General features: G+C 52.5%; 12 protein-coding genes. All 12 read right to left on the reverse strand.

Annotated elements, in window-relative coordinates:
• Positions 1-280 precede the first annotated feature (280 nt).
• Positions 281-2,026, reverse strand: coding sequence for a dihydroxy-acid dehydratase (locus NQ534_RS04050; protein WP_006861005.1), 1,746 nt, complete (start codon positions 2,024-2,026; stop codon positions 281-283).
• Positions 2,027-2,124: 98 nt separating this feature from the next.
• Complete coding sequence (locus tag NQ534_RS04055; RefSeq protein ID WP_040782406.1) at positions 2,125-3,480, reverse strand: GntP family permease; 1,356 nt, start codon at positions 3,478-3,480, stop codon at positions 2,125-2,127.
• Between the two features lie 294 nt (positions 3,481-3,774).
• On the reverse strand, positions 3,775-4,584 hold the full coding sequence (locus tag NQ534_RS04060; protein WP_006861002.1) for a FadR/GntR family transcriptional regulator: 810 nt from the start codon (positions 4,582-4,584) through the stop codon (positions 3,775-3,777).
• A 25-nt stretch (positions 4,585-4,609) separates the two neighbouring features.
• Entirely contained in the window at positions 4,610-7,063 is a 2,454-nt protein-coding gene (locus tag NQ534_RS04065; protein WP_040782287.1) for a hypothetical protein, read from the reverse strand.
• A 53-nt stretch (positions 7,064-7,116) separates the two neighbouring features.
• The gene (locus tag NQ534_RS04070) at positions 7,117-8,298 is read right to left on the reverse strand and encodes a class I SAM-dependent methyltransferase (protein ID WP_040782400.1); all 1,182 of its coding nucleotides are present in this window, start codon (positions 8,296-8,298) and stop codon (positions 7,117-7,119) included.
• A 167-nt stretch (positions 8,299-8,465) separates the two neighbouring features.
• Entirely contained in the window at positions 8,466-9,671 is a 1,206-nt protein-coding gene (locus tag NQ534_RS04075; RefSeq protein ID WP_006860999.1) for a MalY/PatB family protein, read from the reverse strand.
• A 148-nt stretch (positions 9,672-9,819) separates the two neighbouring features.
• Positions 9,820-10,860: an ABC transporter permease gene (locus NQ534_RS04080; protein ID WP_006860998.1), complete on the reverse strand. Its 1,041-nt coding sequence runs from the start codon at positions 10,858-10,860 to the stop codon at positions 9,820-9,822.
• On the reverse strand, positions 10,857-11,603 hold the full coding sequence (locus tag NQ534_RS04085) for an ABC transporter ATP-binding protein (RefSeq protein ID WP_006860997.1): 747 nt from the start codon (positions 11,601-11,603) through the stop codon (positions 10,857-10,859). Before NQ534_RS04085 ends, NQ534_RS04080 begins: the two co-directional genes overlap by 4 nt.
• Before the next feature lie 133 nt (positions 11,604-11,736).
• Positions 11,737-12,945: a sensor histidine kinase gene (locus tag NQ534_RS04090; protein WP_006860996.1), complete on the reverse strand. Its 1,209-nt coding sequence runs from the start codon at positions 12,943-12,945 to the stop codon at positions 11,737-11,739.
• Positions 12,933-13,655, reverse strand: a complete 723-nt coding sequence (locus tag NQ534_RS04095) for a response regulator transcription factor (protein ID WP_006860995.1) — start codon at positions 13,653-13,655, stop codon at positions 12,933-12,935. Before NQ534_RS04095 ends, NQ534_RS04090 begins: the two co-directional genes overlap by 13 nt.
• A 48-nt stretch (positions 13,656-13,703) precedes the next feature.
• The gene (locus NQ534_RS04100; RefSeq protein ID WP_006860994.1) at positions 13,704-15,386 is read right to left on the reverse strand and encodes an AAA family ATPase; all 1,683 of its coding nucleotides are present in this window, start codon (positions 15,384-15,386) and stop codon (positions 13,704-13,706) included.
• Between the two features lie 152 nt (positions 15,387-15,538).
• Positions 15,539-16,723 (reverse strand): hypothetical protein, encoded by a 1,185-nt coding sequence (locus tag NQ534_RS04105; protein WP_040782283.1) that lies wholly within the window; start codon positions 16,721-16,723, stop codon positions 15,539-15,541.
• Between the last annotated feature and the right edge of the window lie 131 nt (positions 16,724-16,854).

Here is a 16,854-nt window from a genome sequence, read left to right on the forward strand (position 1 = left end):
TTTAACCTCCGGGATCGCCTGCACATCGTGGCAGGCATCCCTTGCTGATGTAAGCAGCAACTGCCTTACACTTTTACTATAGCAGACCGGTCGGATATGCACAATGGAGCCGTTGTTAATTACCGGCGAAAAAAAATAACGGCAGGTTAATTTCGCCGCCGCCATTCAAACGATAACGGGGAGGCAGAACGCCTCCCCGCAGCTCTTAATATGAAATCCGGATGCCCTGGCTGCGATGCCGTCGGATTTTTTCCGCACCGCGCACCTTTTCCCCGGTATTTTAATATTCCAGATATGCCCCTTTCATCGGGCTTGCTGCGTGCTCGCTGAAAAGTCTCAGCACGCCTTTTTTGTATTTCGACTCGCGCGGCTTCCAGTTCTGCCTGCGCTCTTTGAGCACCGCGTCGATTTCCTCCGGCGTTTTTTCCTCGCCGTGGATACCAATGATGTTCAGCTTTCTTTCCATAACGTCGATTTCAATTAAATCGCCTTCCTCCACAAGCGCGATGGGACCGCCGTCCACAGCCTCCGGGCTGCAGTGTCCGATCACCGGACCGGTGGAAGCGCCGGAGAAGCGTCCGTCCGTGATAAGTGCAATGCTGCGTCCCAGCTCCTTGTCGCTGCTGATTGCCTCGGAGGTATAAAACATTTCCGGCATTCCGCTGCCCTTCGGACCTTCATAGCGGATAAACACCGCGTCGCCCTTCTGCACCTTATGCTTCAGCACTGCATCGAGGCATTCCTCCTCGCTGTCAAACGGTCTTGCCCGCAGCACCGCCTTAAACATTTCCTTCGGGCATGCCGTGTGCTTGATCACTGCGCCCTCCGGCGCCAGGTTGCCCTTTAAAATAGCAATGCTGCCGTCTGTCCCGATTGCCTTGTCGTACGGACGGATGATGTCTTCTTTTGTGACATTCACCCCATAGCGGGCGTTGAAATCCGCCAGCCATTTTCCGCAGCGCTCATAGAAGCCGTTCTGCTTCAGCTCCTCCAGATTTTCGCCGAGCGTCTTTCCCGTCACCGTCATCACATCCAGGTGCAGATGCTGCCTGATTTCCTCCATGATCGCCGGAACACCGCCCGCATAGTAGAATACCTCTGCCGGCCAGCGTCCCGCCGGACGCACATCCAGAAGATAGTGCGCGCCTCTGTGCAGGCGGTCGAAGGTGTCTCCCGTAATCTCAATGCCAAATTCATGGGCAATCGCCGGAATGTGCAGCAGACAGTTCGTGCTGCCGGAAATTGCCGCATGTACCAGAATCGCGTTTTCAAAGCTTTCCATCGTCACCATTTCCGACGGTTTCATATGCGGCATCGTCGCCAGCTTCACCGCCTGCTCTCCCGCCTGTCTTGCGTATGCCAGAAGGTCCGGGCTGGTCGCCGGCATCAGCGCGCTTCCAGGCAGCGCCAGACCGAGCGCCTCCGCCATAATCTGCATCGTGGACGCCGTTCCGATAAAAGAGCACGCGCCGCAGCTTGGGCAGGCATTGCATTTCGCCCAGTTCAGCTTTTCCTCGTCAATCTCTCCGCGCTGATATTTTGCGCTGTACATGCCGAGCTGCTCCAGTGTCAGCATTTCCGGTCCGGCGTTCATGGTTCCTCCCGGAACAACCACCGCCGGGATATCCGCTCTCGCCAGCCCCATAAGGTTTGCCGGCATTCCCTTGTCGCAGCTTGCCAGATAAACACCGGCGTCAAACGGCGTCGCGTTTGCGTGGATCTCGATCATGTTTGCGATCATCTCACGGCTTGCCAGACTGAAATTAATCCCGTCCGTTCCCTGGCTCTCGCCGTCGCAGATGTCGGTGCAGTAATAACGCGCGCCGTGTCCGCCCGCTGCCTCCACGCCTTTCCTTACTTCCTCCACCAATACGTCCAGATGACCGCTTCCCGGATGACTGTCTCCGAAAGTGCTCTCAATCATGACCTGAACCTTTGATAAATCCTCCGGCTTCCAGCCGGTACCGATGCGCAGCGGATCAAGCTCCGGCGCTAATCTTCTCATTTCCTGACTCTTTAATTCCATTGTTTGCAGCCCTTTCTATTTATAATAAATGTCCTGTCGCGATTTTTCTGTGATGCGCGGGGCGAAGGTACGTCACTCCTTTTCGCCCCGCCATCCGTCTATGCGAAGAAGGATATGATTAATGCTACCACAAAACCGGTTCCGCCTACAAGCGTTTCCATAATCGTCCATGTCTTTAAGGTTGTCTTTTCATCCATGCCCACCAGCGACTTCACCAGCCAGAAGCCGGAATCGTTGAAGTGGGAACATACCGTCGCGCCGCCTGCGACTGCCGCCGTTGTACATGCAAGATACAGCGGGGAAAGCTCCGCGATGCCCGGCATTGCCGCGATGATGCCTGCCGCCATCGTCATTGCCACCGTTGCAGAACCCACGCAGATTCTTACCAGCGCAGCTACGATGAATGCGATCACAACGATCGGAAGGTTTGCGGATGCCACCGCGTTTCCGATCACGTCGCCAAGTCCGGAATACTGCAGCATGTAGCGGAGCACGCCGCCGCAGGCTGTTACCAGAAGAATCAGTCCGGTCGGCTCCAGAGATTTTGTCATGATCTTCTCCAGCTCTTCCATTTTATAGCCATGCTTCACGCCGAGCACGAGCATCGCCACGATGGTCGCGATCAGAAGCGCTACGAACGGTTCGCCGAGGAAGCCAAGGATCGGCGCGATCGGAGCCATTGCCGGAACAACGCCAGCAACGGAATCCAGAATAATCAGTACCAGCGGAATCAGGATAATGCCGACGATCGTCCAGAAATTCGGCAGCTTTGATTCATCAAAATCCTCCTGGTTCGCCACATGCTCCGGAACCGGAACGTAATACTTGTTTCCGCAGATGGAGCCCCATACCGGACCTGCCACGATCATCGCGAAGATACCGCAGAAGATGCCGACCATGATCACCCAGCCAAGGTCCACGCCGAGCATCGTTGCCACCAGCACCGGTCCCGGTGTCGGCGGGATAAACGCATGTCCGACTGCAAGACCTGCGAGCAGCGGAATCACATAATACAGTGAGGAGCGTTTCGTTCTCTTGGCCAGCGAAAATGCAAGCGGAATCAGAATAATCAGACCGGCGTCAAAGAATACCGGCATCGAAATAACCAGACCGGTAATTCCGAGCGCCCACGCCGCCTTTTTATCGCCAAACCATTTTACCATCGAGACGGCAAGCGTCTGGGCGCCGCCCGATACCTCCAGAATTGCGCCGAACATCGAGCCAAGCCCCACCAGAAGCGCAATGCCTTTCAACGTGTTTCCAATACCATCATTTACCGCCGTCACGATATCCTCGAACGGCATTCCTGCTACCAGCCCGATGACGATCGCGCCGACCAGGATAGCAACCATTGCCTGAACCTTAAATTTAATAATCAGTACCAACAGTAATGCGAGTCCTATCAGCGCGGCGATCACCAGCCGGGTAGGATTCAGAGCGACTTCTCCAGTCATAACTAATATTTCCTCCTTCAGCATAATTTCGTTTCCTTTATAACATCTGACGTCTTATGTTATGTTGGTTTTATTATACAATTCAAGCCGATTTTCGTCAATACATCTGATGTATTTTCTTCATCTTCTCCTTTTTCCACAAAAAAAGACAGATTTTCGCGGTGGAAAACCTGCCATTTTTGTTTATTCTGTCTATATTCATCCCATTTATACCCAGTGCCGCACCCCGGACGTCTCGCCCCGGCGCCGATTCTGCCGCTTATTCATCTGATGTCTGCGGCTTTTCCTGCTTACTCATCCGACTTTTCCGGTCTTTCCTGCCTGCCCGTCCGCCATCTGCAGCTCTTCCTGCCCGCTCACCGGAGGCTTCCGCTTCTCCGCCTGCCCGTCCGACGTCTCCTGCTCCTTCCGTTCCTCCATCATCTTCATCAGCATCTGGCGGTTGTATGTCAGATGCATAATCATCGCACAGCGGGCGCCGGTGGCATCGCCCTTCTGTATGGCGTCCGTCACTGCCCGGTGCGTCTGGATGGTTTCCTTCATCAGTTTGCGGTGCGTCAGATTTCCGAAGGTCATGACCGCCGTGTTGATGATGGGTATCAGCGTCTCTACCACCCGGTTTTTGCTGCACTTTGCGATATATGTGTGAAACTCCACGTCTTTTTTCAAATGGTTTTTTCCCTCGCGGTATAATTGTTCCACCTCATCGCATAATTCATTCAGTTTTTTTCGTTCCTCCTCCGTCGCCGACCCCGCCGCAAGCGCGGCAATCTCCGGCTCCAGCATCAGCCGGACCTCAAAAAGCTCCAGCGCAAGCTGATAGCGGTCCTGGAATCTGGCAAAGCCAAGCGGGTCCTCCTCCACGGAATACGTACTGATCACATAGGTTCCGGAGCCGCGCCGGACCTCCAGAACGCCCTTGGAGACCAGAGACTTCACTGCCTCGCGGATGGTGCTTCTTCCCACGCCGAACCGCTCCGCCAGCTCAAATTCATTCGGAATCTTTTCTCCCACCTTCACCGGCTCCTGCAGGATGAAATTCATCAGCTCATCCTCCACCTGCGAGCCAAGCAGCTTTTTATTCACCTTTTCAAACTGATACATTGTCAGACCTTCCCTGCCTTCTTGTCTACTCCTGCGGTTTATCGAGAAATCCGATAAACACGTTGCCCGATTCTTCAAACAATGCCAGCGCATCCTCATCACTGATCAGATAGGACTCCTCCGCCCCCGGTTCATAGAGACGGACATTTCCCCACTGGTCATAGCCCAGTATAATCCGCACGCCGTCCGTCGTGTCCGCCAGCAGCACATTGCCCTCGCTGACGAAATAAAGCACCGAATCGATTTCGCAGCCCGACAGGTCCAGCACCAGCTTATCCGGAAGCTGCTCCTGCAGGTAGGCGGTATCCATCGTTCCGCTTAAAATGCACGCCGGCACCTCATCCACCGAAAATTCCGCCGCTGTTTTCTTATTGCCGCGCTCCCAGATATAATTCTGGTCCTGGTCGACCACCACGCCAAAGAGCTCGTTCGCGCGGACAATCGCCGTATTGGCGTTTTCATAGATGCTGTCCAGTCTGCCCTTCGCATAAACATAGTACAGCTCTTCCGTGTGCTCTTTTTCCTCTATCGTGACCGTGCGGTCCGTCTCACTGACAATCATGCGGCTGCGCACCGTCTGCGGCGTCTTCTTTTCGGAAGCGTCCTCCATCAGCAGGATGCGCTCCGTCTGCTTGCGGTCGCTCACCTGCGTCGTCAGCCCCGCAGAATCCGTCTCCTGCGTATTATCAATAATATGGTCCTCGGAAGCATCCTCCCAGCCGTCGCCCGCTTTGCGCACGCGCGTCATGGTCAGCAGCTTGTCCTCAATCGTGGCGTCCGTCACATAAATGCCGGTCTCGCCATACTCTTTGACCACCTCTCCGTCCTCGTTCATGATGTAAATCGTGCGCATCGGGAAAATTTCATCGCCCTCGTGCGACGCGTCGATATCCGACACCTCCGCGATACCGTAAACCAGCGATTCTCCCATGTAGCCCAGCATCCGGATACGCTCATTTTCCCCGCAGGTAATCTGGCTGCGCTCCTTCGTATCCATATTATAAATGGTAATCGTGCGCGAATTATACGCCTCATTTTCCTCCAGATACGCAAAATATCTGCCGGATTCGGAGCCCGCATAGCAGTTCGGCTTCATATTTTCCACAACCTTTGCCGTCTCAAAGGTCGTCAGATTGATTTCATACACATCGCCGTCCAGCAGCAGATAAAAATCCTCCTGGTCGTCCGTCACATACGAAATCTCCTGCACGTCCGCCTTCAGCAGGTCGTAGGAGCGCATCGTATCCACAAACAGCATTTCCTCGATGCCCCCGGAGGAAGCGTCGTAAAAATAAACTGCCACACCCGACTCGCCCTCGTGGCGTCCGCGGTTCATGTAGCCCGCCACCACAAACTGAATGTTTCCGCTGGTGCTCACGTTGAGGATTTTGATATCGTGCTGCCCGTAGATATCGCGGTAATCGGAATCCTCCTTCTGGCGGAAGGTGAACACCTGCGCCATCTTGCCGCTGGAGGAATCGTAGCTCCACAGCTCCCCGCCGATTTCAAAAGCGTAGAAGCGGCTCCTGGAATCCGTCACAAAGGAAATATCGCTGTCGCAGATGCCCAGCCGGATGCCCTTATCGGTAAGCACATCATTGTCCGGGTTGAAAATCTCGTTCGTCGAGCGCTCAAAGTCCAGCAGCATCACTGATTCATCAGAATAGCGCAGACGGAAATATTCATTCACCGTATAAAGCTCCGTATAGCCCTCCTCGCTCTGCGCACTGATTAAGTATTCCTGCACGATCGTCGCCGTCGTCTCATTCAGCTCCTTAATCGCCGGAATCGATTTATAGTAAATCTGCGGATTCAGATTGCCCCACACCACCTGGTCCGTGGTGCTGTGAATATCCATAAAGGATAAATCCAGCTCTTCCGCATCCCCCTCCGGCTCCAGATAGAGCGCCAGACGGTCAACCTCCTGCTTGTTGAGGCACTTTTCCGAAAAGCTGTTGACAAAGTCCAGATATTCCTTCGTGTGCAGGCTGTCCTGCTGCACCACGCGGGTATAGTAGTAGACGTCGCGTCCGTCCGCCTTCAGCTGAAGCTTCAGCACATATTCCTGGTTCATCAGCATAAAGTTCTGCAGCGTGAAGGACGCCTCCACGTAGTCCTCCTCCTGCGTCAGATTCGTCACCTTCGTGTTTTCCAGCGAGGTTTTGCCGTCCGCCGAAAAAACTTCAAAATAGATGTCGCTCACGTCAGCGCCAAAGGTCTGTACCCGGATACTCATATCCCGCTCCGTGGAAATGGGCGTCAGCGTATCGCGCACAGCCGTCACCGCCATCGGCTTTACATACCCGTGCAGCGGATTCATTTCCACGTCCCTGTATACCATATAAACGAGCGGAAGCGTCGCCTGCGCCATATCCTCCGTCCGCATTTCCGTCTCATCGTTGACAAGCTGCGAAAAAACTGCCGTCGAAACGACAAAAACCGCCAGCAGTACCACGATTCTGATTAATATTTTCTTCATTGCATTCCTCCACTGAGCCATCGCCGTTTTCCGGATGGCCGGCGGTATGCCGCCTACGTATTTTCCTGCTGCAGCGCCTCATCCTCTTCACCCCGCTTCAGCAGACTGCCAAGCAGCGGCTGCGCATTCCACGCCTCCATGCAGGCGGTAAGCGCCCTGTTTGTCTGCTTCGCACCATTTTTCTTTTTCACCGCGCGGATAAGAATATTTTTCGGCGTATGCTCCATGTCGATAAATTCCAGAATCTGCACCTGATAGCCCTGCTCCTCCAGGATCTCCGCCCGGAAGGCATCGGTAAGCAGCGCCGCCATCCGCTCTTTTATCAGTCCGTACTTCAGCACCGGCTGCATCAAATCGCTGTGAATCTGTCTGTTCAGCTCATGCTGGCAGCAGGGAACCGAAAGAATCACCTTTGCGTTCCACGCCACCGCCTTTTCCAGCGCATAATCCGTCGCCGTATCGCAGGCATGCAGCGTCACCACCATATCCGCCTGCGTGCAGCCCTCATAAGAAGCAATATCCCCGGTGAAAAACCTGAGCTTTTCATAGCCGTACCGGACGGCGAGCTGATTGCAGTGCGCGATCACATCCTCCTTTAAATCCAGCCCGATCATCCGCACATCCAGCCCCTGCTGCTCGTGAAGATAGTAATACATGGCAAAGGTCAGATACGATTTTCCGCAGCCAAAGTCGATAATCGTCAGCTCCCGGTCTTTATCCAGCGCCGGCAGAATATCCGCCACAAATTCCAGAAAGCGGTTGATCTGCCGGAACTTGCGGTAATGCGCGTTCACCGTTTTTCCCTCCGGCGTCTGCACGCCCAGGTCAACCAGAAACGGCACCGCCCGTCCCTCCTCCAGGAGATACTGCTTTTTACGGTTGTGCTCCGCGGCTGCCGCCTCCTCCGGCTGTTCCTTCCTTCTGACCTTCACCGACGCTTTTCCTTTTTTGCTCACCAGCGCCTGCACAGAAAGCTCCTGCGTTTCCATGTTGAGCTGTCTGTAATCCTGCAGAAGCCACGTCTCAATCTGCGCTGTCAGCGCGTCCTTTTCGTAATTTTTGTGAAACTCTTTTTTGCCGTCTGAAACCGCCGTCTGAAAAAGAAGCTTCCCTTTTACTGTCACCGGGCGGATTTTCACCTTATCCGCGCCGTCCGCATGACGCTTTCTGCTCACAGTGATACGCAGCAGATGCTCATTTAATTGTTTATTTAAAATCTCAAGCAGCCGTTCCATATAGCTTTTTCCTTTCGCAGGCAGAATTTCCTGCTTTTCTCCTTTTATCGCTGCCAGCGGCAGGTTTTGTGTATTATCATACCACAATCGTCACTGTTCGTCTACTTTTTTCAAAAAGGAAGCCGGCAGACAGCCTCTGCCAGCTTCCCAAATCGTGCGGTATTTTCTCACGCATGAAACACATACTTATCCATCCGCGCGAACGCCTCCTTTACGCGCAAAAGCGGCAGCGCCAGATTAATGCGGATGTGACAGGGACCGTGGAACATTCTGCCGTCCTGCCAGGCAACGCCCACATCCCAGCCTGCCTTTTCCACTTCCTCGATCGTTTTTCCATGCTTTTCGCACCAGCCGCTGCAGTCAATAAACAGCATATAGGTGCCCTCCGGTCTGCTGACCGTCACTCCCTCAAAATGCTCTTTTATATAATTGCAGGCATAGTCCACATTCTGCCCGATTACCTGGCAGAGCTCGTCCACCCATTCGTAGCCCTCTGACCGGTAAGCGCCGATCAGCGCGTACATAGAGAGCACGTTCATACTGTTGTAATGCGAAAGCGACGATTCCTTGCGCACGCGGTCACGCAGCGCCCGGTTGTAAATAATATGATAGCTGCCGACCAGTCCGGCAAGATTAAAGGTCTTGGAGGGAGCATAGAGCGCTACCGTTCTGCTGCGCGCATCCTCACTGACAGACTGTGTGGGGATATGCTTATGCCCGTCCAGGATGATATCGGACCAGATTTCATCCGATACGACCATAACATCATGCCTGCGGAAAATATCCATCGCCTGCGCTATCTCCCATTTCTCCCACACACGCCCGCAGGGATTGTGCGGCGAGCAGAAAATCGCCGCGTGAATCTTATTTTCCACGATTTTTTTCTCCATGTCCGCAAAATCCATGCGCCAGATGCCGTTATCATCCTGCTGAAGCTGAGAATGCACGATATGATATCCGTTATTGTTCAGTGCGCTGGTAAAACCGATATAGGTGGGCGAGTGCAGAAGAACCGCATCCCCCTTTGAGCAGAGCACGTTCAGCGCGCTGATAACGCCGCCGAGCACGCCGTTTTCATAGCCTATGCACTCCTCCGTCAGCCCCTTCACGCCGTTGCGCGTCTCCTGCCACTTTATAATGCTGTCATAATATTCCTTGCGCGCCTCAAAATAACCGAACGCCGGATGCTGCGTCCGTGCGATAATCTCCTCCGTAACCGTCGGCACTGTCGCAAAATTCATATCCGCCACCCACATCGGAATCACGTCAAATCCCTCGCGCGGCTTCTGCGGCGCGCCGCCCTTTCCAAGTCCGTCAACGGCAAGGGCATCCCTGCCTGCGCGGTCCATAATTGTCGTAAAATCGTATTTCATCTTTTCCTCCTGTATTCTTCCGGGCGTCAGAGGTTTTTCTTATGCCCTCTCCTCCGTCGGCCCTTCAATCTCGTCTACTGCCTGCATTATACCATACTTCCGGACAAACTCCATATTAAAATAACAGGAAAAGAAGAAAAAACTGTTTTCACCCTGTCTGCCGCCCTCTCCACAGTTTCCGCGCCAACAGGCTGCCGCACAGCATCGCGGCTGCCGCCGCCGGAATGCCAAGGAGCGCATAGAAGCATTTTCCCGTCCGCCCAATCTGCATCAGAGCAGAAAACTGAAGCTGGTATGCGGGCAGAAGCCCGATGATTTTAAAGAGCGGCGCATTTTCCGGCAGGTTTAAAATCAGCGGCAGCAGAAACAAAAAAGAGGCGGCTATCAGCGCCGTGGTCTGATTTTTTGCCGCGGCGGAGACAGCAAGCGTAATGCCCGTCAGCATCAGAATACCGCTGACGGAAAGCACTGTCTGATAGCAGAGCATCGTCCGGCAGCTTATGTTAAACGGCATCCACCTCTGATATTCATATCCGCAGAACAGCGTACCTGCTTCCAGCCCCTGTGTCCCCAGCGTCAGAAACGCGCCGGCAAAATTTCCGGCAAGGAATATCGCCGCCACTGCCAGGGCCGCCAGAAAGGAAGCAAGCACCTTTGCCGCGACGCATTTTGTTTTCCCCAGACGCGCTGTCAGCAGAAGCTGGTCCATCCCGGCATATTCGCCGGAGAACACCGGGCTTATCATCAGCACGCAGAGAATCGCCGCGCCCATCATCATTTTTGCCAGCAGCATACTAAAATCCAGCCAGCCGCTGCAGTAGCCCACCCGGATTTCCCGGTCGCCGAAAACATCCCGTACTGTTTTGCCGTTCCAGGTTCCGTCCTCATTGGCAAAGTATGCATGTACCGCCGTCTGGATGGAATTTAAGCCGATGTGCATTACATGCACGCCCTTCCACATTTCCAGCTGCTCCTGCGTGGGCATAAAATCCTGCAGCATCTGCTGCACCTTTTCATCGTCCAGCAAACCCTCATACTTTCCGGCAATTTCCTGTTCATACGCCGTTTTTTCCGCCGGAAATTCCACCAGAAAGCTGTTGATATTGAAAAATACCAGCACCGCAAGCGCCGCCAGAATCACCTTTCTGGAAAACATTTTTTTAAGCTCAAACCGGATTAACTGTCTCATGCCTCTTCCTCCCCGAAATAATATAAATAAAGCTTTTCCAGATTATCCGCCGCGCCCGCCTGTCCGCCGATGCAGCGCGCCGATTCCGCCGTCCGGTCCGTCCGCCCGGTGTACACCAGCTTCCCGTCCTTCATCATCAGAATGATGTCTGCCGTATTTTCCACATCGGAAACGATATGCGTGGAGAGCAGCACGATTTTATTCTCGGCAAAGGAATGCAGCAGGCTGCGGAAACGGATGCGCTCCTTCGGGTCCAGACCCGCCGTCGGCTCGTCAAAAATAAGGATTTTCGGGTCGTTTAAGAGCGCCTGCGCGATTCCAAGCCGCTGCTTCATGCCGCCGGAGAAGCGGCGGATTTTTTCGCCTTCTTTTCTGCCAAGCCCGACTGCCGACAGAAGCTCTCCGCTTCTCTTTTGCGCCTCCTCTCTGCCGAGTCCCTTCACCGCCGCCATATAGCGCAGGTATTCCCCGGCGGTAAAATCCGGATAGTATGGAAACTGCTGCGGCAGATAACCGAGCAGTCCCGCAAAGGCGGCTCCCATCTGCGAGACCGGTTTTCCGTTTAGCAAAATTTCTCCCTCTGTCGGCTTCTGCAGACCGCACAAGAGCCGCATCAGCGTCGTCTTCCCGGCTCCGTTGGCACCAAGCAGACCATAAATCCCGTTGGAAAATATCAGGTTCAGATGATTCACCGCCGTTTTATCACCATACTTTTTTGTCAGTTGTTTTGTCTGTAGCTGCATATTACATCCTCCTTCTATGCGTGGTTTTAGAAGCTTTGTTTCATAGCATTGCAGGCACTTTGCACCATTTTTGCCATGAAAAAACTCTCCCCGTGTTATGGAAAGAGTTTAATGCAGACTTTTCTACTTTTTATCAACGTTTTGGCATCTTTTCTGAAAAAAATGCCGTTACATTTGCGCCGGAATCCCGGTTTTCGATTTTCAGCCAGCCGCCATGCTGCCGGCACAGCACCTTGCAGATATACAGCCCCAGCCCGAAGTGATTTCCGCTGTCGCCATCTGATGCACGCCCGCCTTTTTTCTGCTCGCTGTAATAGGGCTCTGAGGCATTTTTCAGCCCCTTTTCCGAAAATCCTCCGCCGTCGTCTGCTACAGTGAGCAGCAGCCCGCCGTCCGCCTCCCGCACCGTTACCGAGACAGACGTCTTTGCATAGCGCACCGCATTCGACAGCAGATTTTCCGATACCTGCTGAAAAATATCCGCATCCATAGAAAGCCGCGCGGATGCTGTCTGATACGCAAACTGAAACTCCTTCTGATACTGTGCGCAGAGCACGCCGGCGCTGTCCTTCAGCGTTCCCAGAAGGTCCGCCAGCGGCAGCTCCGCACAGATTGGCGCGCGGTCCTCCAGCCGCTGGAGGCTGCTCATGCCCGCGACGTAGCCCTCCAGTCTCTGAATATGCTTCTGCATCATTTCCGCCGTGCGCCGCTCCTGCCCGTCTTCTGCAAGCAGAAGTATCTCATTGCAGCCGCGCAGAACCGTCAGCGGCGTGCGCAGGTCGTGGGCGAACGCCGCATTCAGCCGTTTCCGCTCCTCCACCGCCCGCCACATTTCCTTCTGATTTTCCTCCAGCGCGGCGCGCATCTGCTCAAAGGCGCCGCAAAGAGCGCCCATCTCATCCGCACGGTCATATTCCACGGAAAAATCCAGATTATTTTCCGCTATCTTTCCGGACGCCTCTGTGAGCAGCGCCAGCGGACGCTTCAGCTTCCGACGATAAAAAAACAGCGCCGCCGCCAGCGTGCACGCCGCCGCATATACCGGCGTCAGAACCGCCGGCAGAAGCTCCAGCAGACCAAGCGCCCGCTTCGCCTCCTGCGGAAGCTCCATCTCCTGCTTGTAAACATAGGTGCTCTCGCCCAACCGCTGACCGTTTTCATCGACAAGATAATAGCGCTCCCGCTCATCCGGATATCTGGCATAGACAGCATCGATACCGCGCTGGCAGAGATTCTCCGTCAGCATAACGAGCAGCGCCGCCAGCAGCGCAAACAGAATGATATAGCAGGCGAGACTTTTCCGCAGCGACATATTCTGAAAGGTCCGTTTCAGCTTTTCCATTTATAACCGCACCCCCAGACTGTTTCGATATACTCCCTGTCCGTGACGGCGGACAGACGCGCCCGGATGCGGCGGATGTGCTCCGCGACCACGCTGCTGTCGCCCTCCCCGTCGTATCCCCACACCTTTTCATAAATCCGCTCTTTGTCAAACACCTGTCCCGCATTTGCGGACAGCAGCTCAATAATGGCAAATTCTTTTTTCGGAAATGCCAGCGTCTCTTTGTTTACAAACACCTTCCGCTGCGAATAGTCAATCGACAGTTCTTTATCAAACCGGACGCTTGCGCCGTTTATTCTGCGCGTCTCGCGCCGCAGATGCGCGGCGACCCGCGCCTCCAGCTCCGCCAGGGAAAACGGCTTTAAAATGTAATCGTCGCCGCCCGCCGCAAACCCCTGCACCCTGTCGCTCTCCTCGATGCGCGCCGTCAGAAACAGAATCGGGCAGGGCACAAAATCCCGGATGCGCCTGCACACCTCCATGCCGTCCAGCTCCGGCATGTTCACATCCAGCAGAATCATATCCGGCTGCTGCTCCGCCTTTTTCAGTGCCTCCGCCCCGTCTGTCGCCGTAAGTACAAAATAGCCGCGGCGCTCAAAAAAGCACCGCAGCATTTCCACAATATCCGGTTCATCGTCCACAATCAAAATCCTGTACACCGCAATCTCCCCTCTTTCAGAATCCTTCCGGCCTGTATGCTTTAATTGCATTCATTCTAACAGGATTTTTTCAACTTTTTATCAACAAATAACACTATATCATCCTATTAAAACTTCTTTTCCGCGAAAAGCAAAGCCATACTTTCGAATCCGTTCTTTCGGAATTCCTTTTGCTGTCAGGGATGCAGCATAGTTTTTGTCTTCAATCTGTTCCAATGCACATTTCACCGTATCTTCCAGATTTTTTTCCTTCTTCGGGCGGAACACTTTAAACTCCAGAATAATCGCATTATCCTGTATGTTTAACGGTTCTAATATGACATCATATCTTCCAAACCCGCTTTCCCGATTGGATGAAATCACATAACGTCCGGTCAGATCCACCATCAGCCCCAGCACAAATCCGTGATAAAATCGTTCCGGCTCTTCAACAGAGTTTTTTTGCCCTGTATCAAAATAGCTGAATGTTGCCATTGCCACCCGGTTCATATATTCATTCATCGCATCAATGTCGTCTGCCAGCAAAGCCCTGATAAAATTATTGTATCCCGGCTCTTCCTCTGAAAACCAGTCCCGAATCATATTCTGAAACATAATCCGTACTTCTTTATTCGTAAGCGCCAATTTATAATATTCTCTGCCAGAAGGCTCATCCAGAGTATACTGCACTACTTTCAGATAACCGCAGGCAAGCAAAAGGCTCCATATAGCGCTTTCTTTTGTAGAAAGCTGGCTAAATACAATTTGTTCATCGATCACGGTTTCTAATACGCCGCCTTTTAAAAGCTCCTCAAACTCCTGTTTCATTTCGGAACTTCCTTCCCGAATCAGCTTGTTCACCAGACTATTGCTGCTTGTATTCGCCCAGTACGTAGCGAATTTTCCTGTATCCAGATAATTAATAATAGACCACGGATTATAGATATCTGACAGCCCTCCGAATGTGAACCCATCATACCAGTCTTTTACATCCTGCTTTTTATCTGATAATCCATATTCTTCCAATGTTTCAAATACTTCACTCTCTGTAAATCCAAAGGCGCATTTATATTCGTCAGAGGTGGTGGTAACTACCTTCAGATTATTCAGGTCAGAAAATATCGATTCCTTACTAACCCTCGTAATTCCAGTCATAATCGCACGCTCTAAATATGGATTTGTCTTAAATGCAGAATTAAACAAACTTCTGGTAAATGCAGCCAGTTCCTCCCAGAATCCATTTACATAAGCTTCCTGCATCGGAGTATCATACTCATCCAACAAAATAATTACCTTTTTTCCATAATACCTGCAAAGATAATCTGACAGGACCTTCAATGATGAGGTTGCCGCATAATCTTCCATATCTACAGAGATTTCCTGTATAAATGCTTTTTCTTTCTTATTCAGCAAATCACTTTCCATTAAGAAATCGTATTTGTTATACACTTCTGTAATTGTCTGGCAGATTTTCTTTCTTGTTTCCAGAAAAGACGTTTCTTTGATTCCCGCAAAACTCAGGGAAATCACCGGATATGTCCCCTGTATCTTACGGAACTTTTCCAGTTTCCAGATATCCAGCCCTTCAAATAAATCCTCTCTGCCTGCATAGTTGACAGAAAAAAACTTCTCTGCCATACTCATATTCAACGTTTTTCCAAATCTTCTCGGACGGGTAATTAAAGTCACGCTGTCCCCGTTTTCCCACCATTCCCGGATAAAATCCGTTTTATCAATATAGAAATAGTCATTCTTTCTTACCGTTTCGAAATCCTGATGTCCAATCGCGACAGTCCTCGCCATACCGCTTCACCTTACCTTCTGTTCACTGGTCTTTTGCCAGTACACTTCTTCTTTTATTATATATGCCTCTCCTTTCCGTTACAAGGACAATCTGCGCAAAGCCGGATAGCAGCAGAAATTGCCTATAACAATAACTGCTGCCTTTTCATACATTACTTATCCATCTGTACCTTTGCTTTCAGGACTTCCTCATCTGTCACCTGCTTTACCTCTTTGATGCTGCCATCCTCATTCCGCTTTACCAGAACATAAATTTTATTATCGGCTGTCTCGGAGGTGTTGTTTACAGAAAGTCCGCCGTCCTCATCCAACAGGAAATAGATCGCCTGCCCATTCCAGAGCCAGCCGCCGCTGCTGCTTCTTGTAATGCCGGCTTTTTCATACTCCGCCGCTTTTTGCTTCTCCTCCTCCGTTTCTGTCCAGGAACCGTCTCCGTCCTCCTGCGCAACGGCTGTTTTTTCCGGTCCGTCCTGGGAATACGCGGTGCCGTTCTCTTCAGTCGTGCTTCCCGGTCTGTCCTGGGAATACGCGGTACCATTCTCTTCGGTCGTGCTTCCCGGTCTGTCCTGGGAATAAACGACATCGCTCTTTTCCGACTGCGCCGCATTTCCGGGCACACTATCCACTGCCAGCCCTTCGTCTGTGCTCCAGGTATACAGAACTCCTCTCTCCGGCTTTTCTTCTATAACGATATCATGATATGCCGCGTTTTCTCCGCCTTCGGATGCAGCTTCCTGTGAGCTATATACCCGGTTTTCGGACGCGGTTCCCGGTGTAACAGCATACACCTGTTTTTCCGCCAGCTCATCCTCGCGCGTGCGCTCGTCGTACTCCTCCTGCGTCGCGATTCTCACTCCTGTCAGCGTATAATCCTCATCCCGCACCGTGTAAAGGTCAATCTCGCCCTCCGGCATGTGAATCGCCTCATAGCAGTCGTCAATCTGCTCGTCAATCAGCCAGCGCACGGTTTTTCCCTCATATAGCAGACGGTCGTTTTCCGCATCATAGGATACCCCATACTTTTCCACATAAGCGACCGCCTCCTGCATGGAAGCTTTGTACCATGCCTCTGCCCGCCGGCGCTCCTCCTCCGTCTGCTGCGCCGCATCCACAGCAGAAGTTTGTCCGGCCGTTTCTCCTGCCGCTTGTCCAGTTGTTTCTTTGACTGCCTCTCTGGCCGTTTGTCCGGCTGTTTTCCCGCCTGCCTCCCCGGCAAAATAGTAGACGGAGCTTCCGTTGCCAAGGTCATACCCATATGTCATTGCTTGCGCGCTTCCCGCGGCACACGCCAGAGCCAGAATGCTCCCCGTCAGTAACATCACCATTTTTCTTTTCATACTGTGCATCTCCTTTACTGTTTTGTTTGTAACATTCCAGCCAGGCTGCCCTGCTGCTTTTCTGTTACATCAAAAGGATAGCACTGCTATTTGTAATCCATCTGGAGTTTATGTGTGATTTTCATGGAGCT

Origin of the sequence: Marvinbryantia formatexigens DSM 14469 (assembly GCF_025148285.1) — a bacterium.
In the GTDB taxonomy this organism is placed as follows: domain Bacteria; phylum Bacillota; class Clostridia; order Lachnospirales; family Lachnospiraceae; genus Marvinbryantia; species Marvinbryantia formatexigens.

What these genes read in the sequence shown, in the direction of transcription:
- NQ534_RS04090 (WP_006860996.1), bottom strand. Translation starts at nt 12,945, where the DNA reads ATGGAAAAGCTGAAACGGACCTTTCAGAATATGTCGCTGCGGAAAAGT.
- NQ534_RS04100 (WP_006860994.1), bottom strand. Translation starts at nt 15,386, where the DNA reads ATGGCGAGGACTGTCGCGATTGGACATCAGGATTTCGAAACGGTAAGA.
- NQ534_RS04105 (WP_040782283.1), bottom strand. Translation starts at nt 16,723, where the DNA reads ATGAAAAGAAAAATGGTGATGTTACTGACGGGGAGCATTCTGGCTCTG.
- NQ534_RS04095 (WP_006860995.1), bottom strand. Translation starts at nt 13,655, where the DNA reads ATGCAATTAAAGCATACAGGCCGGAAGGATTCTGAAAGAGGGGAGATT.
- NQ534_RS04060 (WP_006861002.1), bottom strand. Translation starts at nt 4,584, where the DNA reads ATGTATCAGTTTGAAAAGGTGAATAAAAAGCTGCTTGGCTCGCAGGTG.
- NQ534_RS04085 (WP_006860997.1), bottom strand. Translation starts at nt 11,603, where the DNA reads ATGCAGCTACAGACAAAACAACTGACAAAAAAGTATGGTGATAAAACG.
- NQ534_RS04075 (WP_006860999.1), bottom strand. Translation starts at nt 9,671, where the DNA reads ATGAAATACGATTTTACGACAATTATGGACCGCGCAGGCAGGGATGCC.
- NQ534_RS04080 (WP_006860998.1), bottom strand. Translation starts at nt 10,860, where the DNA reads ATGAGACAGTTAATCCGGTTTGAGCTTAAAAAAATGTTTTCCAGAAAG.
- NQ534_RS04050 (WP_006861005.1), bottom strand. Translation starts at nt 2,026, where the DNA reads ATGGAATTAAAGAGTCAGGAAATGAGAAGATTAGCGCCGGAGCTTGAT.
- NQ534_RS04070 (WP_040782400.1), bottom strand. Translation starts at nt 8,298, where the DNA reads ATGGAACGGCTGCTTGAGATTTTAAATAAACAATTAAATGAGCATCTG.
- NQ534_RS04065 (WP_040782287.1), bottom strand. Translation starts at nt 7,063, where the DNA reads ATGAAGAAAATATTAATCAGAATCGTGGTACTGCTGGCGGTTTTTGTC.
- NQ534_RS04055 (WP_040782406.1), bottom strand. Translation starts at nt 3,480, where the DNA reads ATGACTGGAGAAGTCGCTCTGAATCCTACCCGGCTGGTGATCGCCGCG.